A 24,385-nucleotide genomic window follows, 5' to 3' on the forward strand; every position below is an offset into this window, starting at 1 on the left:
AATCTGCCTCGGGTGTCGCGCCGACGCGTCGCGGCGTGGTGGCTGGTACCGGAGCTGCTGGTGCTGATACTGCTCGCGGGTGGCTTGCACTACTCGACCGCGGCGACCGCGCCGGTGCTGACCGAGGCGCAACTGCGCGACGACGCCGCGCTGCGGATCGCGACCACCATCGAGCAGTCCACTGCGGACGAGCACGCCGCGCACGGCCACGAGGTCAACCCGGACGAACGGATGCTGTGCACTGCGGAGGTCTGGCGGCTGGACCCGGCCACCGTCCGATCCGACGACGTGGGCACGGCCTACGGCTACTACCTGTGCGCGACAGGTACGCCGGGCACGCCGTACCTGCTGTCCCGGATGAACGCCGGCCCGATCGTGGCCCGGCTCACCGATCCGCCTGAGTTGACCGTCGCCCAGCTCGACCAGGACTTTCGGACCCAGGTCGAGGCGATGATCCCGGCGGAGTTCGTCGATCAGGCGTTCAAGGGTTTCACCGACCCGCAACGGGCGGACGGTTTACGGCAGCGCTTCGAACGCCAGATCAGCGCGGCGGCGTAGGCCGCCGACTCCGGGTGTCAGACCGGGACCGGGGCGTCGGTGCCGGTAGGCCGCAGCCGGCGCACCGGGCGGACGGCCCGGCGTACCCGGTGACCGGCGCCCCGGTGAGCGACATCCGTTGTCAACCGGCCCAGGCGGGTCCGGCGGAGCCGTTCGATCCGTTCCAGCGGCAGCAGCCCGAGCCCTGCCGCGGCGACCGCCGAACCGCCGACGATCGACCAGCCGACCGGTCCCAGTGGACGGCAGCCGAAGAACTGACTGACCACCGGCGTCTGCACCACCCCGAACAACGCCCCGAGCGACACCCCGGCGGCCGCCAGTACCGTCGGATCACCCTTCGCGGCGACCGCGGTCTGCGCCAACTGGGCGGCCACCAGCGCGGCGAGCGCCACGCTGCCGGCACGGGCGGGGGTGCCGGTGAACCGGGCGGTCAGCCAACCTCCGGTGGTGGCCAGCGCGGTCGCCGCCGCCCGCCGGGCGACCTGCTGGTTGAGACTGGCGCCGAGCGACGACTCCGGTCCCTCGCGGGCGAGTTCGTCGGCGCTGATTCCCCGTGGTGGGCGGGACGCCACGGCGATTGCCGGCAGCAGGTCGGTCATCAGGTTGACGAACAGGATCTGCCGGGGGTTGAGTGCCTGCTGGCCGGCGATGAGCGAGCTGCCGACCGAGAAGAGGATCTCCCCCAGGTTGCCGCCGAGCAGCAGGGCGAGGGCCTCACGCACCGACACCCACATCGCCCGCCCTTCGGCCACACCCTCGGCGATGCTCTCGATCCGGCCGTCGACCACGATCATGTCCGCCGCCTGGCGGGCGGCGCTGGTGCCGTGATCGCCGAGGGCGATTCCGACGTCGGCGAGTTGGATCGCCGGTGCGTCGTTGGCGCCGTCACCGGTCACCGCGACGACCCGGCCCGCCTGGCGCAGCGCCCGGACCACGGCGACCTTGTGGGCCGGACTGACCCGGGCGAAGACCGCTGTCCGGGACACCAGTTCGGGCAGCTGGTCCGGTCCGGCGGCGTCGAGGTCCGCCCCGGTGACTACCGCGCTGCCGTCGAGCAGGCCGAGTTGCGAGCCGATGGACTCGGCGGTGCTCGGATGGTCACCGGTCAGCATCACCACGGTGATCCCGGCGCGGCGCAGCCGCCGGACGGCGTCGGCGGCGGTGTCGCGTGGCGGGTCGGCCAGGCCGAGCAACCCGTGCAGCTCCAACCGGTCGATCCGGTCGTCGTCGAGGTCCCGGCGACCGGACGCGACCCGACCGGCGACGGCGAGTACCCGCAAACCGTTGCGGGCCAGCCCGTCGATGGCCAGGTCGATCTCGCGGCGGCCGGCGTCGTCCAGCGGCACCACCCCGTCGGTGCGGCGCCAGGTCGCGCACCGCGGCAGCACCGTCTCCGGGGCGCCCTTGACGCTGATGACGGCACCACCCGGGCAGGTACCGAGCACCGCGTGGAAGCCCCGGCCCGGCTCGAACGGCAGCTCGGCGAGGGGTTCCCAGCCTTCGGCGCCTTCGCGGATGCCCACCCCGGCCGAGTACCCGCCGTCGACCACCGCCTGGTCGGTCGGGTGAGGCAGTTTCTGATCGCCGTCCGGAACCGGGGTGGCCCGCAGCGCCGCCGACAGAATCCGTCGCAGGTCGGAGCCCAGCGCGTCGACCGGCTCGGTTCGGCGGCCGTCGCAGACACTCTGCAGCCGGATCGATCCCTGGGTTAGGGTGCCGGTCTTGTCGAAGCAGATCACGTCGACCCGGCCGAGCGCCTCCATCGCCCGGGGATCCCGGATCAGCACGTTGTGCCGGGACAGCCGTCTGCTCGCACTGAGCTGGGCGGCGGTGGCGACGAACGGCAGCCCTTCGGGGATGGCGGCGACGGCGAGGGCCACCGAGGACCCGACCGATTCGGCCAGCCGGCCCCGCAACAGCCCGCTGCCGAGGGTCGCCGCGGCGGCGGCGAGCGCGGTCGGTACCGACGCCGAGGTGATCTGACGCAGCCTGGCCTGCACCCCGCCCCGGGGGGACTCGTCCTGCACCTGGTCGACGGAGCTGCCAGCCTCGGTCGATCGACCGGTCGCCACCACGACGGCGGTTGCCGTGCCGGCGGCCACGGTACTGCCCGCGTACACCATGCTGGTGCGGTCGGCGACCGCGTCGGCTCCGGTGCCGTCGACGGTCTTCGCTACCGGCACCGACTCACCGGTGAGGCTGGACTCGTCCATCTCCAGCCCGTTCGCGGTGACCAGCCGGCAGTCGGCGGGCACCGAGTCGCCGGCTTCCAGGCAGATGAGGTCGCCGGCCACCAGGTCCTCCGCCGGTCGGACGTGCTGTTCCCCGTCGCGCTGCAGCCGTACCCGCAGGGCCCCGGCACTGAGCAGCCGGCGCAGCGCCCGCCCGGCCGCCATCTCCTGGGCACCGGCGAGCAGCGCGTTTGCCATGATCACCGAGAGCACCATGACGGCGTCGACGGTCGATCCGGTCATCGCCGACACCCCGGCACCGGCGGCCAGTGGACCGGTCAGCGGGGTGTCCAACTCGGCTGCGGTGGCCTGCCACAGGCCCCGGGCCGGTCCGTCGTCGGATTGACCACCGGACTGTTCAGCCTGTCGCTGTCGGGCCTGTACGTCGCTGAGCCCTTCGGTCGAGGAGCCGAGCCGGGTGAGCACCTCGTCGACCGGCATGGCGTGCCAGGGCGCCCGGCTTCGCGGCGCGGGTGTCGGCCGTCCACGCAGCCCTCGGGCCGCCCGGTGCCCGATCGCCAGGTTGACCAGGCCAGCCACGTTGTCGATCAGCAACGACCGCGAGCCGCCACGGGGGCTACCGTCGAGCACGCCGAGCGCGGCGGCGGCGACGGAGCCGAGCATGGCACGCCGGGCGCTGTCGGTGCTCACCGAACGGGCCAACGCCGTCGCCTCCAGTACCAGCCAGGCGGTCTCCAACCCGGGCGCGCAGATCAGGTGAGCACCCCAGGGCGGGCGCCGGGCGGCGGCCCGGATCACCCCGATTCCGCAGTCTGCGGCGGCCAGGGCGACGTCGTTACGGGCGGCGATCAGGGTGACCCCGTGACCGGCCTGCTGCAACGTCCGTACGGAGGCGGCCAGTTTCGATCCCCCGGCCACCGTCCCCGCCGCCTGGCAGCGGCTGGCGAGCATGCTGCCGGTCGGGCCGGTCGCCGGACTGCGGCCGGCCCGGCTGCGGCCCGCGATGAGCAGCTGGCCTACCCGGCGGGCTGCCGTGGTGAGCGCCTCCGCCAGCGGGTCCAGCTCGGCCTCGGCGCGTACCAGGGCCATCGGCTCTCCGTGGTGGGTGAGCACCAGCAGGTCGCCGCCAGGAGTCCCGGCCCGGGCGCCGTTCGGCGGAGCACTGCTGCCGAGCCGGTCCAGCAGGTCGGCTGGCAACGCATGGGTGAGCCGGTGCGGGGCAGTCAACGCCCAGCCGTCGGTGGCTTCGCCGGCGTCTGCTCTGCCGGGGGGCGGCTGGGGCTGGTCGCGGCCGTCCCCCGGGTCGGTGGCGGGATCGACCAGTCGGGCCGCGACCCGGCGGGCCTGCTCCTCTGTTGCGCTGATCGGGACCACCGCGGTGACCAGGGTGCGGCCGGTGAGTAGAACCGAGGCGTCGACGATCACCGTGTCGACCCGGTCCAGCCGGCGCAGCGCGGCGGCTTCCCGCACCACCACGCCCCGCCGGGCGAGGAACCGGCCGAGCTCCCCGCAGTAGGCGTCGCGGCCGGTCCGGGCGCTGCGCGGGGACGCGACCGCGGTGACTCGGGCGGCACGCTGCCGGCCGCCCGGCAGCATGGTGAGCATTCCGGCGGCGACCAGGGTCAGCGTGCTCATCCGTTGGGCGTACCGCTCGATCGGGCCGTCCGGCAACGGTCGAGGGCGGTCCGGCGCCGGCAGCGCCGGTGCGCGACTGCTGTCCGGGTCGGGATGCAGTTCGTGGGCCCGGGCGGCCCACACCTTGTGGTAGGCGGAATCCTCGGCGATCAGCGCGACCCGCAGTACGGCGTCGGTGAGGCTGGTCAGCGGGCGTTGTGAGGCCGCTGCCACGGCGGTGCTGAACAACGCCTGACCGAGGTCGGCGCCGACCGGGCCGAGAGTACGGCGCAACCAGGAACGCAGCTGCGGCACGTGCTCGAAGGCGGCGGGCAGTGCGGCGAGTTCGTTGGGTAGTGCGGGCAGCCGGAGTACCTTGCCTACAGCTCCGACACCGGCGCCGATCAGATCACCGGCCAGTGACACGGCGTTACCGAGGCCGGCGTCGACGTGGGTGGTGCCGGTCGCTCGCGGGGCGAGGCGCCGCTCCGCGTCGGCGAGCGCGGCGACGAGCCGGGAGTTGCCGAGCACCTCCGGGTCGAACCGGATCACCATCCGGCCCAGCGCGCCGTTCCAGGCCGCCCAGTGCACCCCGTCGACCTCGTGCAGAGCCTGCTCCAGCCGCTGCACGTCGGCGATCGCCCGACCATGGTCGTCCGTGCTGACCTCGAGATGGGCGTGGCCGTCGTAGGCCCAGGCGTGCCGGGCGTGGGCCATCCGGCGGTGCCGTACCGAGCTGATAGTGGCTGCCGGACGCTCCAGCACGGGCGTCACCTCCCTGGCGTCGGTCCGCCCCGGGGGATGACGGTCTGTGATGGCTCTCGTCTCCTCACCGTAGAGCCGGGCGATGCGTAGCTGAGCAGGTTTCCTGTTTTCGGGGCCGGTGGCGGTCCGGAAGTGAGGTCGATTGCTCACTTCAAGTAGTTGTCTCGTCGCTCTATGCTTGAGGTGGCCGCTGCGGTCGTCGATCGGCCGTTCGCGGCGCTGGTGGGAGGGGACCGCCGTGACGCAGCCGGATGACTGGGACAGCCGTACGCTGATCGCGCTCGCCGGCCGCCCCCGGGCCGCCCCCGGGCTCGCTGCGGTGCTGCGCGAGGTGGCCTTCCGGTACGGTGACCGGCTCGGCGACGCCGAGCGTGCCGACCGCGACGGCGAACCGCAGTGGCACCACCGGGTCCGGCAGGCGTTGGACCGGCTGCGCGCCGCCAACCTGGTCACCGGTGGCCGGACCTGGTCGTTGACCGACGCCGGTCGGGCGCGGGCTACGCTGCTGGCCGGCCACCGGGCATCGGCTGTGCCGGCACCCGACGGGCCGCCCGCCACCGTCGGCAACGGCGCGCCCGGTCCGGACAGTCCAGCACCGCTCGCCGCGCCCGGGGTGATCACCGATCCGTTGCGGGCGGTAACCGGGCGGCAGCGCCTCGGCTTCCCACTCGGCCCGGACGAGCCGGTGCCGGTGCTGGTCGCGGTCAACCTGCACTTCGCTGGCGGACCGCAGCGCGCCACCGAGCAGTTGGCCGGACTCTGGTTCCGGGTCACCGCGGGTCGGCACCCCCGGCCACTGGCCGGCGAGTACGTCGTCGGTGAACTCAGCGTCAACCAGATGAAGCGGCTGGTAGCGGCGGACACCGTGATCGGCGATCCGCATCAGCGCAGCGTGCACCGGATCTGGCCGGACTTCCCGGTCCGGCCTCAGATCGACGTCTCGGCGGCCACCATCAAGGCGGACGCGGCCCGGCGGACCTTCAACGCCACCGGCGAACGGATCGTCTGGGCGGTGGTCGACTCGGGCATCGACGCGCGGCACCCGCACTTCGCCAGCTACGCGACGCTCAGCGCACCCGAGGTTCGCGACCTGCACCGCAGCTTCCCGCCCGGGGCGCGGCCCCGGTCACATGACGCGCTGACCGACGACAGCGGCCACGGTACCCACGTCGCGGGGATCATCGCCGGCGGCGTGGACGACTGGGTGCGTCGGCATCCGCAGCGGACGGTACGGGTGATCGAGCACCGCTACGACATCGACGATCCGGCCGTCCCGGTCCCGGTGTCACGCCCGGTGGTCGATCCGGCCTCGATGGTGGGTGTCGCGCCGCTGGCCAGGTTGGTCAGCCTGAAGGTGCTGCACGGCGGGGGTGATCTCACCGAACGGGTGTCCCGGGTGATCGCCGCGCTGGCCTACGTGCGCGAGGTCAACGCGCGCAGCGACCGGGTGATGCGCATCCACGGGGTCAACCTCAGCGTCGGGTACGAGTTCGATCCGGAGTGGTTCGCATGTGGCCAGTCCCCACTCTGCCGCGAGGTGGACAAACTGGTCCGGTCCGGGGTGGTCGTGGTGACCGCCGCCGGGAACTCCGGGTACGGCGCGGTGGGCGCGCCGTTCGGCGTACCGTCGCAATTCACGCTGGGCGCGACGATCAACGATCCGGGCAACGCCGAACGCGCGATCACGGTCGGGTCGACGCACCGCGACATGCCGCACACCTACGGGGTGTCCTACTTCTCCTCGAAGGGGCCGACCGGCGACGGCCGCCGTAAGCCCGACCTGGTCGCTCCCGGCGAGCGGATCGTCTCCTGCGCGGCGGGTGCCCGGCTGGCCACCACCCAGGCCGGCGGCCCGGACCCGCGCACGGCGGTCTACCTGGAGGAGTCCGGTACGAGTGTGGCGGCACCACATGTTTCCGGTGCGGTCGCTGCGTTCCTGTCGGTGCGTCGTGAGTTCATCGGCCAGCCTGAGCGGATCAAGCAGATCCTGCTCGACACCGCCGTGCCGCTCGGCCGCGACCGGCGCTACCAGGGCCACGGGCTGGTGGACCTGATGCGGGCACTGCAGTCGGTGTGACCACCGGTGGCGGCGGGAGGGGCCCGATGATGGACCGACGGATCGGCGGTCTTCCATGGTGGGAGCTGCGCTTCGACGCCGGAGGGGATCCGGACCCGGTGTCGGTGGCCGCGCTGCTGTCCGGTGCCCGCGCCCGTGGCGTCACCGATCTGGTGGTGCTCGCGCACGGCTGGAACAACGATCGGGATGTCGCTGACGCGCTCTACGCCGCCTTCTTCAACCTGCTCGCCGGCCAGGCCCGGCGGGCGGGACCGTGGGCCGAGAGTCTGGGGCTGGTCGGCGTGCACTGGCCGGCGCGCCGGTGGCCCGACGAGCCGGCACCGGACTTCGAGCCGGTCGGCGCGACCTGGCCCGGTCCCGGCCCGGCCGGGCTCGCCGGTGCCCGTGCCGGGGCAGGTCCGGTCGGCCGTCGCGGCACGGGCCGTCCCCGATCGGCGGTTCTGGACGACGAGACGCTGAACGTGCTGCGGGCCACCTTCCCTGCTGGCGCGCCGGCCCTGGACCGGATGGCGCACCTGCTGCGCACCTCGCCTACCCAGGCCCGGGTGCGGGCCTTCGCCAACGAACTCCGCCAGTTCGCGACGGTGGCCGACGACGGTTGCGGCGACGACGGCGACGCGGTACCGACCAGCCCGGTCCGGGCGAGGGCCGGGAGACCTGTGGACGGTCCGGCTCCGGCCGGACCCGCATCGGCGCTGCCCGCGATGCTCGACGTGGACCCGGTCACCTTGTACGCCCGCTTCCTCGACGAGCTGCGGCGCTGCCACACCCCACTGGACGCGGCGGTCGGCGGCGCGGCCGGGCTGGTGGACCCGCTGCGCGGAATCTGGTACGGGGCCAAGGAGGCGCTGCGGCAACTGACCTACTGGCAGATGAAGGGCCGGGCCGGCCGGATCGGGCGGGCCGGCCTGGGGCCGGTGCTGACCCGGCTCGCCACGATGGCGCCGTCCGTGCGGATCCACCTGGTCGGGCACAGCTTCGGGGCTCGGCTGGTCAGCTTCGCCGCCGACGCGGCGCAGCCGGCAGCCGGCGGAGCGGTTCGCCCGGTACGGTCGTTGACCCTGCTGCAAGGGGCGTTCTCCAGGTTCGCCTTCGCCCCGGCGCTGCCGTTCGATCCGGTCCGGTCCGGTGCTCTGGCCGGGCTGCCGGCCCGGATCGACGGGCCGGTCTCGGTCTGCTTCTCGACCAACGACTCGGCCCTGGGCGTGTTCTATCCGCTCGCCTCGCTGGCCGCTGGGGACGACGCCGCAGCGACCCCGGCGCTCGCCGAGCGGTGGGGGGCACTCGGCTTCCACGGTGCCACCGCCGTCGGTGCCCGGTCGTTGCCACTGGCGGCAACAGGCCACGGCGGTTACCGACTGGAGCATCGCCGGGTCCACAACGTGAACGCCACCGCCGTCGTGCGCCGCGGAGGGCCACCGGCCGGCGCGCACAGCGACATCGTCCTTCCGGAACTCACCTGGCTGGTCCTGGTGGCCGGCGGACTGGTGCCGCCGCCGGCCGGGGCCTGACCCGGCCGGCGACTAGTCGAAGAACCGGGCGAGGTGGCCGGGTGACGGCTCGGGATCGTTCGGACGGGCGGCGACCAGGTCGGCGAAGACCGTGGCCCCGTCGCAGGAGGCGTGCTGGGGATACCAGCGTCCGGCGGCCCCGGGCTGCTGACAGATGCCCTTGATCGTCTGCAGGTCGAAGAACCGCAGGTGGGTCGGGTCCGCGACCGCGTTGACATGCCGCCACCACGGGGAGAGCACATGCAGCACACCGCCGGGCCGCAGCACCCGGTGGCACTCGTCTATCAGGCGCAGGTAGTCGGTCAGGTGCTCCAGCACGTGCACCGCGAAGATCTGATCCGCCGCGTCGTCGCGCATCGGCAGGCCGTCACGCAGATCGGCGACGACCGCCACCGCCTTGCCCGGTCGCTGGTCCAGGCCGATGTTGCCGGGGTACTGCGGGCCGTCGCCGCAGCCGATGTCGAGGACTACCGGCTCGGCGCCGGCGATCCGGACGCGGTCCCAGACCCCGTGCACCCCCGCCAACCGTCCGATCGCCTCGCGGACCCGCCGCAGTGCCGCCTCGTCGGCGACGTCGCCCGTCACATGCGCGACGCCGCCGTCGAACCGGACCTCGACGTCGAGGTCGCGCAGTCGGGGATCGGCGGCCAGCAGATCGCTGGCGGTGGTGGTCAGGTAACCGTCGTGCAACCGGTGCCGGGTACTGGAGAACTCCGCGTAGAACACCCGACGCCGGTACCCGGCGTCAACCGGACGAAACGCGGTACGTGCACACCGTCCGTCGTGGGTCGGGGGTTCAGCCGGGTGGGCCGATCTCGGCCAGCAACTGCTCGGCGTTGACGAACCGTTCGGCGGGCAGCGCCCGTAGCGCCTGCAGCAACGCGGTGTCCGCGCCGAGTTCCTGTGCCCGCCGGACCAAGTCCTCACGGGAGAGCGGGAAGTCCAGGCCGTCGACGTAGTCGGGGAGCCGCGGTGCGTCGGTCATGGCGGCAGCGGTACCCGGCCCCGGGCCGGTCTACGCCTTCCCGGCGGGCGTCAGATGACCCACGTCCGGTCGCACGCCCGGCCGTCACCCACCCGAGCTCACTCCGCCCGGGTGACGCGGCGTCATCCGGGCGGCTGCCACGATCACGACAGCTCAACCGGCCCGCGCCGGACGCCGGTACGAGGGGGGACGGTCATGCCGCGCGCAGTGGGAATCGACCTGGGCACCACCAACTCGGTCATCGCCGCGGTCTCGGGGGGCCGGCCCACGGTCGTACCGAACCTGACCGGGTCGCGGACCACTCCCTCCGTGGTGGCGTTCACCGAGGCCGGCGCCCTGCTGGTGGGCGACGCCGCCTGCCGGCAGGCGGTGCTCAACCCGCAGGGGACCGTCCACTCCGCCAAACGTTTCGCCGGACGGCGTTACGACGAGGTCGGTCGGGAAGCGGCCGAAGTGGCCTTTGGCGTGGTCGGTGACGGCGGTCTGGCCCGGTTCGACGTCAACGGCCGCCGGTACGCTCCGGAGGAGATCAGCGCGCTGGTGCTACGCAACCTCGTCGACGAGGCGGCCAGGACGCTCGGTGAACGGATCGACCGGGCGGTGGTCACCGTACCGGCGCACTTCGACGACGCCCAGCGCACCGCGACCCGCGAGGCCGGCCGACTCGTCGGCCTGGAGATCCTGCGGCTGATCAACGAACCGACGGCTGCCGCGCTGGCCTACGGGCTGCACCTGCGCCAGCGACAGACGATCCTGGTGGTCGATCTCGGCGGCGGGACCTTCGACGTCAGCGTACTGACCGCCGGTGACGGCACCGTCGAGGTCCGCGCCGCGGCCGGCGACACGCACCTGGGCGGTGACGACTTCGACCACCGCCTGGTGGAGCACCTGGTCGCCGAGTTCCACCGGGACCACGGCATCGACCTGGCGGCGGACCCGCAGACCCGGCGGCGGGTCGTCGAGGCGGCTCGGCGGGCCAAGGAGGAACTGTCCGCGGTCACCGAGGCGGAGGTCAACCTGCCGTTCGTCGCGTCGGACGCCGCAGGTCCCAAACACCTGCGGACCCTGATCGACCGGCCGTCGTTCGACGAACTCACCGGTGACCTGGTGGAACGCTGTCGCAATCCGGTGGAGCAGGCGATGCGGGACGCGCGGGTCACCCCGGCGGACCTCGACCGGGTGCTGATGGTCGGTGGCGCGACCCGGATCCCCGCGGTGCGTGACCTGCTGCGCCGGCTGGCCGACGGTCAGGAGCCGCAGTTGCTGATCAACGCCGACGAGGTGGTGGCGCTCGGCGCCGCAGTGCAGGCCGGGCTGCTCATCGGTACGGGTGGACCGGCCCGGTTGCGGGACGTCACCCCGCTCGCCCTCGGACTGCAGGTACACGACGGGACGATGGCGGCGATCATCGAGCGCAACACCGCCATCCCGGTCCGTCGGACCCAGGTCTTCTCCACCGCGGAGGACGGCCAGACCAGCGTCGACGTCGTCGTCCGGCAGGGCCAGCGCCGACAGGCTGCGGACAACCGGGTCCTCGGGCGGTTCCGGTTGTCCGGAATCCGACCGGCGCCGCGTGGGGTGCCCCGGATCGAGGTCACCATAGACACGGACGCCGACGGAATGGTGACGATCTCGGCGCGCGACGCCGACGGCGGCAGCCGTCAGTCGATCGTGGTGACCGAGATCGTCGAGCCACGGTCGTCGGTGGGTCACGCCGGGCCGGTGGCCGCCGCCACCGACCCTGCCGGGGATCTGGAGTCACTGATCGAGCTGGTCGAGCGGGAGCTGTCCGGACCGGCCACCGGAGCACCCGCCCACGAGCGCGCCCGGGCCCGGATGCTTCTCGACGACGCCGGGGGCGCGTTGCGTGAGCACGCCCCGGTGGAGCGGCTGCGGACGCTCGCCGCGGAGCTGCGACAAGTCGCCGCCGTGTTCGTTTCGGCGATTCCCGGTGCAGTTGGTCGCACCGAGCGCGACTAACTGACGTCCGGCCCGGCGTCGGTTGCCGGCCCGGCGTCGGTTGCCGGCCCGGCGTCTAGTCGCCGGGGCGCGGCGAATCAGCCGCGGCCGAATCGATCGTCCGTTGCCGGCGGTTCGCCGCAGCACTGCCGAACTGCCGGGTGCCGGCGGCGCGGGCCGCTCTTCCGCGCGGTCCGGTGCCGCGGCTGCTTCCCGGATCCGGTCCGCCGGCACCGGGTCGTCCCAACCGGGTCGTGCCCGTGCGGCCGGTCGGCGGGCCGGCGGCTGTGTGCCGGGCCGGCGGCAGTGCTTCCTCTTCGACCGGAGCGGCCAGCTCGCTGCGGGCCCTGGGCAGCCAGTCGGGATGGTGCCGGCGGAGGAACGCGAAGATGCCCTCGCGTAGCTCGCACCGCAGGTCCCACGAGCTTGGCGCGTCGGCGGCCGAGGCGAGCAGCCGTATGCAGATGGTCGTCTCGGTCGCGTCCACCACCTGCATCACCCATTCCCGACGGTCCCACAGCGCGGAGGCGTCGACGATGCGGTGCGCCTCGGCCCGCAGCACGTCGATGTCGGCGGTGAAGTCCAGGTGCAGGATCACGCTGCCCAGCACCTGCGCCTCGTTGCGGGTCCAGTTCTGGAACGGGGTGGTGGTGAAGTAGGACGTCGGCAGAATCAGCCGGCGCTGGTCCCAGACCCGTACCACGACATAGGTGAGCCGGATCTCCTCGACCCGGCCCCACTCCTCGTCGACCACCACGACGTCGTCGAGGCGCAGTTCGTCGCTGAAGGCGAGCTGCAGCCCGGCGAACACGTGGCCGAGCACCGACTGGGCGGCCAGGCCGGCCACCACCCCGGCCACGCCGGCCGAGGCGAGCAGAGACGCGCCCAACGCCCGGAGCTGCGAGAACGTCATCAGCGTCGCAGCCAGCGCGACGATACTGATGATGACCGCGGTGAGCCGGCGGAGCAGACCGATCTGGGTACGGGCGCGTCGCCGCCGTCGGTTGTCCGCCATGTCCACTGGCAGCCGGCGGAACGCGGTGTCCTCGAAGACGAACAGGATCCGGATCACCAGCCAGGCGCCGGCGTAGATCAGCGCGAGCAGCAGGATGTGCAGTGCCTCGTCTCGGACCTCGCCGGTGATGCCGCTGAACGGCACCGCGAGCAGCAATCCGGTGACCAGCAGCGTCGCGCTCCATGGCCGGTGGCATTCGCGGTGCAGGGTGCTGAGGAACGGTGCGACCCGGCCGCGTGCCGCCTGCCGGACCACCTTGCCGGAGAGCCAGGCCAGGGCCAGCGAGCCACCGACCGCGACGACCACCGTCGCCACCGCCCGGCCCAACTGCTCGTCCCACACCGCCCGGTGACCTCCGCCCGCCGCCCGGTCAGCTACCGGGTTCCACGGTGATCCGGTTCTCCACCGCGGTGACTCCTGGCGCCGACCAGGCGATCCGCTCCGCCTCCTCGCGCTCCAGCCAGGAGCGGACCATCCCCTTGACGATGACCCGGCCACCGTCGGTGTCGACGGTGACCTGCCGGGCGTCGGTGGCGGCGCTGCGCACCAGCGCGTCCTCGATGCTGCGTCGCAGCTCCGGTGCCGAAGGGTTGATCCGGGGGCGGACGGCGATCAGATTGGTCACCCCGCGTACCCCGGACAGCCGACGTACCGCCCGCTCCGCCGCTCGTCGCTGAAACTCCCATTCGACCTCACCCTTGAGTGTGACCCACCCGTGGGCGACGGTCACCTCGAGCCGTTCGATCGGAACGAAAGCGTCCCACTCCAACGCTCGGGTGGCGGCGCCGGCGACATCGGCGTCGGTCCGCTCCGCCGAACTGGGCAGTCGTACCTCGATGTCGTTGGCGACCGCGGTCACCCCGCGTACCCGGTGGGTGGTGCGTTCCGCCGCCCACTTCTTGCCGTAGTTGTCGACCCAGCCCAGCAGCGTCACCACGCCCTCCAGGACGGTCACGCCGATCTCGTTGGGCTGGACCCGGGCGTCCCATTTGAGCTCCTCGAGGACGTCACGCTGGATCTCCTCGTCCGTACGCACGGTCGCGGCGGTCAATGTTCCTCCAACGAATGTCGTCGTGCCGGGGCTGCCGGTGGGCTCAGAGCAGACGCAGTTCACGTGCCCGGCGTACGGCTTCCCGGCGGCGGGGGGCACCGAGCTTCTGGTAGATGTTGCGGACGTGGGTCTTGACTGTGTTCACCGACAGGAACAGCTCGGCGGCGATCTCCCCGTTGGACAGCGTGCCCTGCAGGTACCGCAGTACGGTCAGTTCCCGGTCGGTGAGCGGTTCGGTCAGCGCTGGCGCCGGACGGTGCCGGTCGGCGTGCCGCCGACCGGCACCGTCGACGAGATCATTGACCAGGTTCCGGTGCCGGGTCGGTGAGTCGAGGTGCTCGACCAGCAGCTCCCGCGCGGGAGATCCGGCGTGGTTGAACACCAGCCGGTGACCGTCCGGGGCGGCCAGGTCAAGCACCTGTTCGAGCAGCTCGCGGGCTTGACGCCGGTCGCCCATCCGGTGGGTGGCGACGGCCGCGACCAGCCCGGCGTTCAACCGTTCGAGCAGGGTCATCGGCTGGCGTTGCGTCTGGATCACCAGCGGGTCCGCCGGTGGTTCACCGTCCGGTGCCGACCACTGGGGGAGCACCGCCAGAGCATCGGCCGGTCCGTCGGCGAGCAGATGCAGCCGGGCCAGTGCGATCGTCACCGCCGGTGAGCGGTCGTCGTGGATCTCGTTCGACAGCAGTTCCCGGGCCCCGTCGAGGTCGCCGCAGGCCATTCGGGCCTCAGCGAGAGCCAGCCGGCGCAGCCGGCTGTGCTGACCGTCGGGCGGGTCCCGGTCCACCGGTGCCGTCGCGAGCAGATCGGCGACTGCGGCGAAGTCCCCCTCCGCCTGTCGAAGCGCGGCCCGGACCACCGGGAGCAGCCCGGTGACCGTCCCCGGTGTCCCGGGCACGACCAGCGCTGCGGCCAGATCCAGCTGCCGGGTCGCGGCGGGCAGTTCGTCGCGGCACAGGGCGACCATGGCGAGCGCAAGATGAGCGGCGGCGGCGTGGCCGGCACACCGACGTCCCGGGCAGGCCGCAGTGACCAGGGTCTGCTGGGCGATGCGGTGAGCGGCCGTCAGCTCGCCCCGCCGGGCATGCAACAGCGCCAGTTGACCGGCGGCGTACCGGGTCGGGCAACCGTACCCGTCGGTTGACGGAGCGGTGACCAGGCCATTCAGCATCGCCTCGGCGCCGACCAGGTCGCCGTGCGCGAACCGGACGGTTCCGAGCATCGCCGTCGCCACCGCGCGTGCCCGCTCACCCAGGGTCTCCGTGCCCCCGGCCGGTGCACCTGCGGTCGTCGTGGCCAGGCCGCTGGTGGCGAACAACTCGTCGGCGTAGCTCAGCGTCTCGTCGTGATATCTCCCGTCGATCGCGTCCACGAGCCGGGTGGCGATGCTGGTCGGTTCCTGGCCGAAGGTGTCCGGCGGCGGCCCGGCCGGCGCCTGGCCGGCGGTCTCCAACCGGTCGACGGCGGCAGCCAGCGCCAGGCCCGAATGGCCAAGGTCCCGGCCGGTGGGCACCGGGGTGTGTCGGGCGTCCTCGTGACCGCAGAGCAGCAGTTCGGGCCAGTGCTCGTCAACCAGTTGGCCGGCACCGAGCAGGTCACCGCAGGCCAGTCCGTGCCGGACCGCCGCCAGTGGCCGGCCGTGAGCGCGATGCCACCGGTACGCCCGCTCGTGCAACTGCGGGATCTCGTCAGGGAACCGGCTGGTCAACTCGGCGTACAGCACGTCGCTGAGCATCCGGTGACAGCGGTACCAGGCCGGGTCGCCGCCCGCAGCGACGATGAAGCCGCCGGCGTCGCGGGCGGCCGCGGCCAGTTGCTCCTCGCCGTCGTCGCGCCCGGTCAGTTCGTCGGCCAGCGGCCCGCAGACCCGGTCCAGCACCGAGGTGCGGACGAGTGTCTGGTGTGTCAGCGCAGCCTGCCCGGCGAGCACTTCAGCGGACAGGTAGTCGGCGGCCGGGTCAGGATCGGCACCGACGTACTCCCGTACCGTTGCGGGTCTCTCGCCAGCCTGCAACGCCAGGCCAGCCAGCCGCACCCCGGCCGGCCACCCCTCGGCCCGGTGGTGCAGCTCGCGGATCTGGTCGTTGGCCGGGCCGAGACCCTGCGCGCCGACCAGACGGGCGCTCTCGGTCAAGGTCAGCGCGAGCTCGGCGGCCCGGATCTCGGTCAGCTCACCGGTCAGCCGGTACCGGTGCAGTGCGAGTGCCGGTTCGGCGCGGCCGGCCGCCACCAGACGCAGCCGCCCACGGCAGTGCCGCAGCAGGAACTCGATTCCCCGGACCACCTCGGGATCGGTGATGGTGTGCGCGTCGTCCAGCACCAGCAGGACCGGCTCCGGCTGGGCGGCGATCACCGACGCGAACCGGGGCAGGAAAAGCTCGGGATCGGCACGGCCGGGAGCGGGCGGCGCGGGCCGGTCCGGGTGCCGGCGGGCCGTCTCGGCGGCGAGCGCTGCGTGCAGGTACGACCAGAACCGGTCGCCGCGGTCGGCGGGCTCGAGAGTCAGCCAGATCGCACTGCCCCTGGCCCGTCGGTCGACGAACCAGCCGGCCAGCAGCGCGGTCTTGCCCCATCCGGCCGGTGCGACCAGCAGTGTCAACGGGCCACGCGTACCGATCTCCAACCGGGCGGTCAGCCGTGGCCGGTCGAGCAGGCCGGCCGGTGGAGCAGGCGGGGCGGTTTTCGATCCGAGCAGCGGCACCGGATCGAGGTTCGTCGGGGCGGTCGGCCGGAGCGCGCGATGGTGTCCCGCCACGGTTTCCTGTCCGGCTGTGCGCATCCGCCACTCCCGTCGCCGTGCCGGCGGTGCTGGCTGCGCGCCTGCCGGCCCTGACTGTGTGTCGCGGGTGGCGTTCCCCGACCTGTCCGGTTCTAACGCGCCATCGTCGCAGCGGACCATTCCGGTTGAGTTACCTTGGCCCGTCCGGCGCTGACATATCAGTTTTTATCCCTCCCTACCGGGTACCCGGTGAACATCCGGCCGTGGTGTCGGCTCAGCGCAGGGGGTGCGCCGTGAACGACGTTCCGTCCACGCACACCGAGCAGCACAAGCCGCTGCGGATTGCCATGATCGTGCCGCCTTACTACGAGCTACCTCCGCCCGGCTACGGCGGCGTCGAACAGGTCTGCGCCGCTCTGGTCGACGCGTTGGTCGCCCGGGGCAACGAAGTGACGCTTTTTGGAGCCGGCAGTCGGACCGGGACCGCCGCGAACTTCGTCAGTACCGTCCGGGAGTTGCAGTCCGACCGGCTCGGTCACTCACTGCCGGAACTCGTGCACCTGGCTCGGGTGGACCGGCTGATCGAGGACGACACCTTCGACGTCGTGCACGACCACACCACAGTCGGTCCGCTCGCCGCCGCCCGCCGACGGGTACCGACGGTGGTCACCGTGCACAATTCGCCGGACGGCGAGCTAGGTGAGTATCTGCGTGGTATAGATCGATCCGTCGCATTGGTGGCGATTTCCTACGCGCAGCGTCGAGTGGGTAGCGGCCTGCCGTGGGCAGCGACTGTGCACAACGGATTGGCCGCCGAGGTTCGGCCCAAGCCGGTGCCGGCCGACGGCCCGGTGCTGTGGCTCGGACGTTTCGCCGCGGACAAGGGCCCGGACCTGGCGATCGAAGCCTGCCGCAAGGCCGGAGTGCCGCTCGTTCTCGCCGGCAAGGCGACTGAGCCGTCCGAGCGGCGCTATCTCGAGGACGTCGTCCAGCCGATGCTCGGCCCCGACGTCGAACTGCTGGTCAACCCCGACCGACAGCGGTGTTGGCAGCTACTCACCGAGGCCCGGTGCCTGCTCATGCCGATCCGCTGGGAGGAACCGTTCGGGATGGTGATGCTGGAGGCGATGGCCTGCGGCACCCCGGTCGTCGCCCTCAACCGGGGTGCGGTGCCGGAGGTGGTGCGACACGGCGAGACGGGGATGGTCTGCACCGACCCGGCCGAGCTACCGGAGGCCATCGAGCAGGCCGGGGAACTGGACCCGCAGGTGTGCGCGGAGCACGTACGGCTGTCGTTCTCGCCGGATCTGATGGCGTCCCGGTACGAGCGGATCTACCACCGGTGGAAGTACGCAATGTCGCTCGCGGTGCCGTCCGACGGCGAACCGGAGCTGGCGCGGCGACCGGAGCGCGACCTGTTGCCGCTGGTGGTCGACGGTTGAGCCAGTTGGTGCGGGCGGCTGGCCGTCGCCCGCACCAACTGCGGAGGCGGGCGGCCCACGGCCAGCCGACTGCGCAACTACCGGGTGGCGATTCGCGACCAGCCGCGTAGGGTGGAGCACGAGCAACGGTCCCGGTGCGCCTGTCCGGGCCGGTCGACCGGGACAAGGGAGTGAGGCCTGGCTGGTGAGCACCGCCGAAGTCACGGACCGGGAACCGGGCGATGGGCGGGTCTGTACACCCGAGTCGACGGCGACGGGGCCTTCCGGAGCTGTCCCGTTCGGTGCCACGGCTGACCCGCGACTGCGGCACGGGGAGCCGTCCACCGCGACCCCCGGTGGACCGCCCGGTCAGGCCACCGTCGACAACTTCCGCGAAGGGCTGCTGATCTGCGACGGTGCCGGGGTGGTCCGGCAGCTGGACGCCACCGCCCGACGGCTGCTGCCGGAGCTGGTTCTTGGGCAGGCGGCCTCCGCCAGCGGCATCGCCGGGCTGGACCTGGCTACCTTCGACACCTCCTCTACCGCTGAGCTGACTCACCACGGGCATCGGCTGCGGTTGCGCCGGGTTCCCCTGGCGCACGACCGGATCGCCTGGTATGTCGATGATACGACCGAGCGCACCGCGCGCGCCGACGCTTTGCTCGCCGAGCGGGCCCGCTGGATGTTCCTGGCCAACGCGAGCCAGCAACTCGGCAACCCACTGCATGAGGACCGGGCGGCTCGGGCCGCCGTGCGGCTCGCGGTGCCAACGCTCGGACAGTTCGCGGTGCTGGTGGTCGCACCTCACCGTGGTCGCGCCAGTTGGTGGCGGGCCAGCGACCCGGGTACCGGTGGGAAACCACCGGTCGACGGCGGCACGATCGCGGTGGACGAGTTGCCACCGGCGTTCACCGAGGCGTTGCGTGGCGTCGAGGTGACGTCCCTGGACTGGCTTGCCGAGCAACTCGTCGACCTGGGTTGGCTGTTCCCGCCGCCGGGCCGGGATTTCGCCGTACGGGTCGCCGCCCTGCCGGGCAGCACGCATCCGACCGGTGTGCTGCTGGTCGCCCGACCTGGTCCGGTCGGGTTCGACGACGCCGACCTGCACCTGTTGCGGGGGTTTGCCGCCCGCGCCGGCTCCGCCCTCGACGCCGCGGTGCTCTACCGCCACCAGTCGGAAGTCGCGGAGACCCTGCAGGCTAGCCTGTTGCCGGCGGTGCCCCGACGGGTGCCGGGTGTGCAGTGGGGCACCGCGTACCGGCCGGCCCCGTCGTCGCTGCGTATCGGCGGCGACTTCTACGGCGCATTCGACCTGCCCGAGCGCGGGGTGCTGTTCTTTCTCGGCGACGTCTCCGGGAAGGGCGTTGAAGCGGCGGTGTTCACCGGCCAGGTACGCCAGGCGCTGCAGGCGCTGCGTAGTGTCGAGACCGATCCGAGACGACTGCTCCGGCTGCTCAACGAGTCGGTCCTGGAGACGACTCAGGCCCAGGGGCAGGGCCGGTTCGCGACGATGGTGCTCGGGTCGGCCCGTCCGGCCCGCGACGGTGGTCTGACGCTCACCCTGGCCGGCGGTGGTCACCTTCCGCCGTTGGTGCTGCGCGGCGACGCGACGGTGCAGACGGTGCCGCTCAGCGGCATGCTGATCGGCGTGGTCCCGCAGCCGAGGATCGGCCAGTTGACCGTCGACCTCGCGCCCGGTGAGACGTGCCTGCTCTACAGCGACGGGGTCACCGAGGCCCGTGGCGGGCGGTACGGTACCGAGCAGTACGGTCTCGACCGACTCACGCAGGCGCTGCAGGGGTGTCATCAGATGCCGGCGCCGGCACTCGCCGAACGGGTGGAGCAGTTGGCGGGGGACTGGCTGGCCGGCCGCGAGCACGACGACATCGCCGTGCTCGCGGTGCGCGCCGATCCGCCTGGCCACCGGCAGCGGGACCGGCATGTGCCCGTGGCGCCCGACCCACGGCGGGAGAACCGCCGGTAGTGGCCGCACCGACACCTGTCGAGGTAGGTGGCGCGTACCCGGCACTGCTGGCCTGCCTGGCGGCCGCAGACGAGGTCGCCGCGCTGGCGTTGGCCGACGAACTGCTGGCGGCCGGGGTCCCGGCCGAATCGGTACTGCTGGATCTGATCGCGCCGGCCCAGGTCCAGGTCGGCCGATGGTGGCAGCGCAACGAGTGGTCGGTGGCCCAGGAGCATGCAGCGACGCACATCAGTGAGTTGATGGTCGCCGCGGTCACTACCCGGGCCGCGCCCCGGCCACACCGGGGCAGGGTGATCGTGGCCTGCATGGACGGGGAGTGGCACGCGTTGCCTCCCCGACTGGTCGCCGAGGTCCTGCGGCTGCGTGGCTGGCAGGTCACCTTCCTGGGCGCAAGTGTGCCGGCCGTGCACCTGATGACCTATCTGCACCGGCACGACCCGGTGGCGGTGGCACTGGCCTGCGCGTTGCCGATGCGTCTACCGCAGGCGCATCGCACCGTCCAGGCCTGCCAGCGGGCCGACGTGCCGGTCCTGGTCGGCGGCCGGGGCTTCGGACCCGACGGCCGGTGGGCCCGGGCAATGGGGGTTGCGTGGGCTCCGGACGCCCGTGCCGCGGCGGACCTGCTCGCCGACTCCGACGGTGACCTGGCCCGGACCGTCCGGGCGACCAGCCGGCTCGGCGGTGAGGAGTACGCCGGGCTGGTGAGCCGGCGCGCCGAGATCATCGACGTCGCGCTGGACGATCTGCGGCACCGGGAACCGTCGACGGCCGGCTACACCACCGGGCAGTGGGACGCGACGATCGTCGATCTCGGTCACCTGGTGGACTTCCTCTCCGCCGCGGTCTACATGGACGACTCCACGCTGTTCGTCGATGCCGTCGACTGGACGGCCGAGATACTCGGGTCCCGCGGCGTCCCGGTGATCGGGGTACGACGTACTCTGAGTGCATTCGCGAGTACATTGCGCGACTTTCCTCGGGCCTATCAATTTCTGCTCGACGGCCGGCGAGCCCTTGACCCCTGCGATCCAAGCTGATTTCACTGGCGGGGTCGGCGGATTCGGTGGCTGGCAGTTGATCGGTCTGTCCCCTTTGCGGGGCACTAGTCGCGAACGTGTTCACCGACTGTTCCCAAAAACGGGCGCAAAGTAATTAACGCAATAATAATCGCGTACTGGCGCAAAAGACATTTAGCTATACCAAGCGCAACTTATCTTCCCTATCCTTCGGGTGTATCCCAGGGGACTGAGGGGGTGGCGACATGCGTGACAACGATTGGCTGTGATCCCGGACCTGTTCGATGGACGGTGAGTTATGAGACGCTGACGCGAGGCTCATGTGGATGAAGCTGTCCAGGCGGGAAGTGAGGCGACGGCAACGGTGCGTGGCGACGGGGTGGATCGGCGGCTGACGCCGCTCGTCGGGCTCATCGTCTGCTGTGGTCTGGTGGCGATGGCATGGGCGGTGTCCGGGATCGGCGCACCGCCCAGCCTCCCCGCCCTCTACTACCCCCTGGTGCTCACCAGCCTCGTCGCTGTCGCGAGTGGCTGCACCGTACCGATCCGGATCCGAACCCCGCAGGGCATCTCGCCGACCAGCGCCGCGGTGCTGGTGTCGGTCGCGGTGCTGCCGGCGCACTGGGTCGTCGTGTGCACGGCCGTAGGCGTGGCCGTCGGGCGTTCCGTCGCCCGGTCCACGCCGGTCAAGGTGGCGTTTGCCACGGCTAAGGAATCGATCGGCGCGCTGGCCGCGGCGGCAGCCGCGATGTGGGCCGGTCTCGTGCCGGTGCTGGGCGGCACCAGCCACCTCACCCGCTCCTGGACGGTCACCGTCGTCTCGCTCTGCGTCGCGGCGCTGGCCTACGCGGTGGTCGACGAGACGCTGCCGGTGCCGGTGGTCGCGCTTGCCGACCGGACGTCCTGGCGGCGGGTGGTGCGCCGGGGCGCTCGGATGCGGGCCGGTGTGAAGGTCGCCACGTTGCTGCTCGCCCTGGCCACGGTGGTGGTGGTGGCGGTCGACGCACGCCTGCTGGTGGCCACCCCGTTGGCGGTCCTGCTGCTGCACTCGAGCTTTCGACGGCGGCTGCATCTGGCTGAGGAACGGTCTGCCTGGCGGCAGTTGGCCGAGACCACCGACGCCCTCAACAGTGTGGACCTCGACGCGGTACTGCGCACCGCGTCGTCCGGAGCCGCGCGGCTCTTCTCGGCCCGAACCGTCGAGATCGAGTTCCAGCACGGCCCGCAGCGACGCCTGGTGCGGGGCGATGAGCACGGCCTACGGTACGACGGTCCGGCCGATCATGCGGTGCCCGGTGTCGGTGGTGACCTGGTGACGGTGCCGCTCGGCGCCACCGGTGGCACCGAGTGGGCCGCCGGTGCGCTGCGGCTCGCCCTCGCCGGCGCGGGTCTGTCCGACCGCGAGCGCTACACGTTGCGTACCTTCGGCGCGGCGCTGACCACCGCGATCCGCAACGCCATCGCCTACGCACAGGTGATCGACCTTGCGGCCCGGCACGAGCACGACGCCACCCATGATCCGCTGACCGGCCTGGCCAACCGTCGACACCTGCGGGAACGACTCACCGCCACCTTGGCCGACCGGCACAGCCTGCCGCGTACCGCCCTGACGCTGATCGATCTCGATCATTTCAAAGAGGTCAACGACACGCTCGGGCACTCCGCTGGCGACCAGGTTCTGGTGGAGGTCGCCCGACGACTGGACCGGGCGGCCGCCGGTAACCTTGTGGCCCGGCTGGGTGGCGACGAGTTCGCCATTCTGCTCACCGGACACGCGGCACCGGCCCGCGCCGAGCACCAAGCGGCACGGATCCTGCAGGTGCTGCATGACCCGATGGATCTCAACGGGATCCGGATCAGCCTTCGGGCCAGCGCCGGACTGGCCACGGCGGACGGCAACGCCAGCACCGAGGAACTGTTGCGGCGGGCGGACGTCGCGATGTACCAGGCCAAGGAGAGCGGCCGCGGGCTGACCAGGTACGACCGTAGTCGGGACACCGCTGACCCGGACCGGCTGGCCCTGCGCGGGGAGCTCCCCGCCGCGCTGGCCGGTCACCACTACGCGGTCGGCTTCGACCCGATCGTCGATCTCGGCAGCGGGTCGGCGGTCGCCGCCGAGGCGGTGGTGCGGTGGGGCAACGCCGACCTCGGTGACCAGCCGGCGGCCGGGATACTCGCGCTGGTCGAGCGCTCCGGCTGGCTCGCCGAGTTCACCCGGGGGATGTTCGACCGGACGCTCGCCGCCACCCGGCTGCTACGGGACGCCGGCTTCGAGCTCCCCGTGTCCATCGGCATCTCCGCGCGGAGCCTGCTGGATACCGGGTTCCCCGCCGACGTGCGGCACCAGTTGGATGCGCACCGCGTGCCAGCCGACCAGCTGATCGTCGAACTCACCGAGACGACCGGGATCAGCTGCCCGGACATGGCGCTGAGTGCCCTGCACCAGTTGCATGACGACGGGGTGCGGATCGCGTTCGCCGGATTCGGCACCTCCGACGCGCCGCTCTCCGCGCTGCTCCGCATTCCAGTGCACCTGGTGAAGGTCGACCATCGGCTGCTCGCCGTACCGGAGAACTCGCCTGCCGCGCTGCGGTCACTGGTCGGCCTGGGCCGCGACCTCGCACACACCGTGGTCGCCAACGGGGTGTCCACCACGGGACAGCGACGGACGCTGTGGGAGCTGGGCTGCGCCGCAGGTCAGGGCAGTCTGTTCGGTCCGGCCGCCGCCAACGTCGACGAACTGGTCGCGATGCTGCGCCTTGGCCGAGACGGGGTCGTTGGCGCGCTCGCCCCGAGCCTGCATCCGGGAGCGAACATCGTCCGGATGCCGCGGCTGCGTCGGGCCGGATCAGGGTGACGGTGAGTCGGATCTGGTCAACGCGGCGGCGTCCGGACCGGGTTGCCGCCACTGCCGACTGGATGGTGGTGCTCTGCTGCGGCGCGGTCGTCGTCCGCTCTGGCGGCGACGACGTCGACGGTGTGCCGCGCGCCGTCCTGTCCGGAGAACGGCCAGAGTAGGTCGGCCCGTCGGGCCAGGGCGGAAAGCTGCTCGACGGTCAGCCCGCAGGAGGCGACGCTGGCCCGCACGTCGGCGCGGTACCGGCCGTCGGGGTCGCGTCGTAGCCGGGTCTCGGCGTGCACCTCGACGGTGTGCGACTCGTCGGTGATCTCGGAGGCCGCCTCGACCGCCGCGTGGTGCAGGCAGGACGCGAACGCTGCAGCCAGCAACTGCTCCGGGGTGAGGCCGCCGCCGTGCGGCGCCAAAGGGGAGGCGAGCCGGCTGGAGAACTCGCCGTCGTCGGTGCGGACCCGACCCGCCTCGGCGGTTGCCGAAGCCTGGTGAACCCAGGGTTCCGAAGCACCCATCACGCCTCCTCCGCGTCCTGCCCGGCGGGTGCGTACCCGTGGGTGAACCGGCGAAACACGGGCGGTCGCCTGGCGAACCGGTCGGCAGCACCGAGATCGGGCCGGCGGCGAGGCCAGGCAAGCGAGGAAGACGGTGGCGACGACCAGCGGCT

Annotated in this window: 14 protein-coding genes and 1 pseudogene; 8 read left to right on the forward strand and 7 right to left on the reverse strand. The window is 72.3% G+C overall.

Translation table 11 applies throughout. The annotated features are described in order from the left end of the window. The first annotated feature begins 12 nt into the window (after nt 1-12). A complete protein-coding gene (locus O7553_RS11290) occupies nt 13-558 on the forward strand; it encodes a hypothetical protein (protein ID WP_281554749.1) in 546 nt (181 codons plus the stop codon). Nucleotides 559-575: 17 nt separating this feature from the next. Here O7553_RS11290 and O7553_RS11295 read toward each other — a convergent pair whose 3' ends face one another. Further along, on the reverse strand, nt 576-5,129 hold the full coding sequence (locus O7553_RS11295; protein ID WP_281554750.1) for an HAD-IC family P-type ATPase: 4,554 nt from the start codon (nt 5,127-5,129) through the stop codon (nt 576-578). A gap of 238 nt (nt 5,130-5,367) precedes the next feature. On the opposite strand from O7553_RS11295, the gene O7553_RS11300 reads away from it, so the two are divergent. Next, nucleotides 5,368-7,206 carry a S8 family peptidase gene (locus O7553_RS11300; protein WP_281554751.1) on the forward strand — a complete coding sequence of 613 codons (1,839 nt, stop codon included), beginning with the start codon at nt 5,368-5,370 and terminating at the stop codon, nt 7,204-7,206. Between the two features lie 26 nt (nt 7,207-7,232). Further along, nucleotides 7,233-8,717, forward strand: coding sequence for a hypothetical protein (locus O7553_RS11305; RefSeq protein ID WP_281554752.1), 1,485 nt, complete (start codon nt 7,233-7,235; stop codon nt 8,715-8,717). A gap of 12 nt (nt 8,718-8,729) precedes the next feature. Here the strand turns inward: O7553_RS11305 and O7553_RS11310 are convergent, their stop codons facing one another. Together O7553_RS11310 and O7553_RS11315 are read right to left on the reverse strand one after the other, a co-directional pair. Continuing rightward, nucleotides 8,730-9,407, reverse strand: coding sequence for a methyltransferase domain-containing protein (locus O7553_RS11310; protein ID WP_348650121.1), 678 nt, complete (start codon nt 9,405-9,407; stop codon nt 8,730-8,732). A gap of 106 nt (nt 9,408-9,513) precedes the next feature. Continuing rightward, nucleotides 9,514-9,702 carry a DUF2795 domain-containing protein gene (locus O7553_RS11315; RefSeq protein ID WP_281554754.1) on the reverse strand — a complete coding sequence of 63 codons (189 nt, stop codon included), beginning with the start codon at nt 9,700-9,702 and terminating at the stop codon, nt 9,514-9,516. 195 nt (nt 9,703-9,897) lie between these two features. On the opposite strand from O7553_RS11315, the gene dnaK reads away from it, so the two are divergent. Next, nucleotides 9,898-11,682, forward strand: a complete 1,785-nt coding sequence (dnaK, locus tag O7553_RS11320) for a molecular chaperone DnaK (RefSeq protein ID WP_281554755.1) — start codon at nt 9,898-9,900, stop codon at nt 11,680-11,682. A 55-nt stretch (nt 11,683-11,737) separates the two neighbouring features. On the opposite strand, the gene O7553_RS11325 is transcribed toward dnaK, so the two are convergent. The 3 genes from O7553_RS11325 to O7553_RS11335 are packed head-to-tail and all read right to left on the reverse strand — an operon-like array spanning nt 11,738 to nt 16,506. After that, on the reverse strand, nt 11,738-13,018 hold the full coding sequence (locus O7553_RS11325) for a mechanosensitive ion channel domain-containing protein (RefSeq protein WP_281554756.1): 1,281 nt from the start codon (nt 13,016-13,018) through the stop codon (nt 11,738-11,740). A 28-nt stretch (nt 13,019-13,046) separates the two neighbouring features. Next, nucleotides 13,047-13,727 (reverse strand): BON domain-containing protein, encoded by a 681-nt coding sequence (locus tag O7553_RS11330; protein WP_281554757.1) that lies wholly within the window; start codon nt 13,725-13,727, stop codon nt 13,047-13,049. Between the two features lie 43 nt (nt 13,728-13,770). After that, a complete protein-coding gene (locus O7553_RS11335; RefSeq protein ID WP_281554758.1) occupies nt 13,771-16,506 on the reverse strand; it encodes a LuxR C-terminal-related transcriptional regulator in 2,736 nt (911 codons plus the stop codon). A 287-nt stretch (nt 16,507-16,793) separates the two neighbouring features. Here O7553_RS11335 and O7553_RS11340 point away from each other — a divergent pair, with 287 nt between their 5' ends. The 4 genes from O7553_RS11340 to O7553_RS11355 all read left to right on the forward strand — a co-directional run bounded on the left by O7553_RS11340 (nt 16,794) and on the right by O7553_RS11355 (nt 23,724). Further along, nucleotides 16,794-17,888: a glycosyltransferase family 4 protein gene (locus O7553_RS11340; RefSeq protein ID WP_281555573.1), complete on the forward strand. Its 1,095-nt coding sequence runs from the start codon at nt 16,794-16,796 to the stop codon at nt 17,886-17,888. A 184-nt stretch (nt 17,889-18,072) separates the two neighbouring features. Beyond that, nucleotides 18,073-19,851, forward strand: coding sequence for a SpoIIE family protein phosphatase (locus tag O7553_RS11345; protein WP_281554759.1), 1,779 nt, complete (start codon nt 18,073-18,075; stop codon nt 19,849-19,851). Continuing rightward, entirely contained in the window at nt 19,851-20,888 is a 1,038-nt protein-coding gene (locus O7553_RS11350; RefSeq protein ID WP_281554760.1) for a cobalamin B12-binding domain-containing protein, read from the forward strand. The genes O7553_RS11345 and O7553_RS11350 overlap by 1 nt, the downstream gene beginning before the upstream one ends. 301 nt (nt 20,889-21,189) lie before the next feature. Continuing rightward, a complete protein-coding gene (locus O7553_RS11355) occupies nt 21,190-23,724 on the forward strand; it encodes an EAL domain-containing protein (RefSeq protein ID WP_281554761.1) in 2,535 nt (844 codons plus the stop codon). Between the two features lie 110 nt (nt 23,725-23,834). On the opposite strand, the pseudogene O7553_RS11360 reads toward O7553_RS11355, so the two are convergent. After that, nucleotides 23,835-24,233: pseudogene (locus O7553_RS11360) on the reverse strand (OsmC family protein); the annotation flags it as partial. Nucleotides 24,234-24,385: the final 152 nt, after the last annotated feature.

Source organism: Solwaraspora sp. WMMA2059 (assembly GCF_027497315.1).
Classification (GTDB): domain Bacteria; phylum Actinomycetota; class Actinomycetes; order Mycobacteriales; family Micromonosporaceae; genus Micromonospora_E.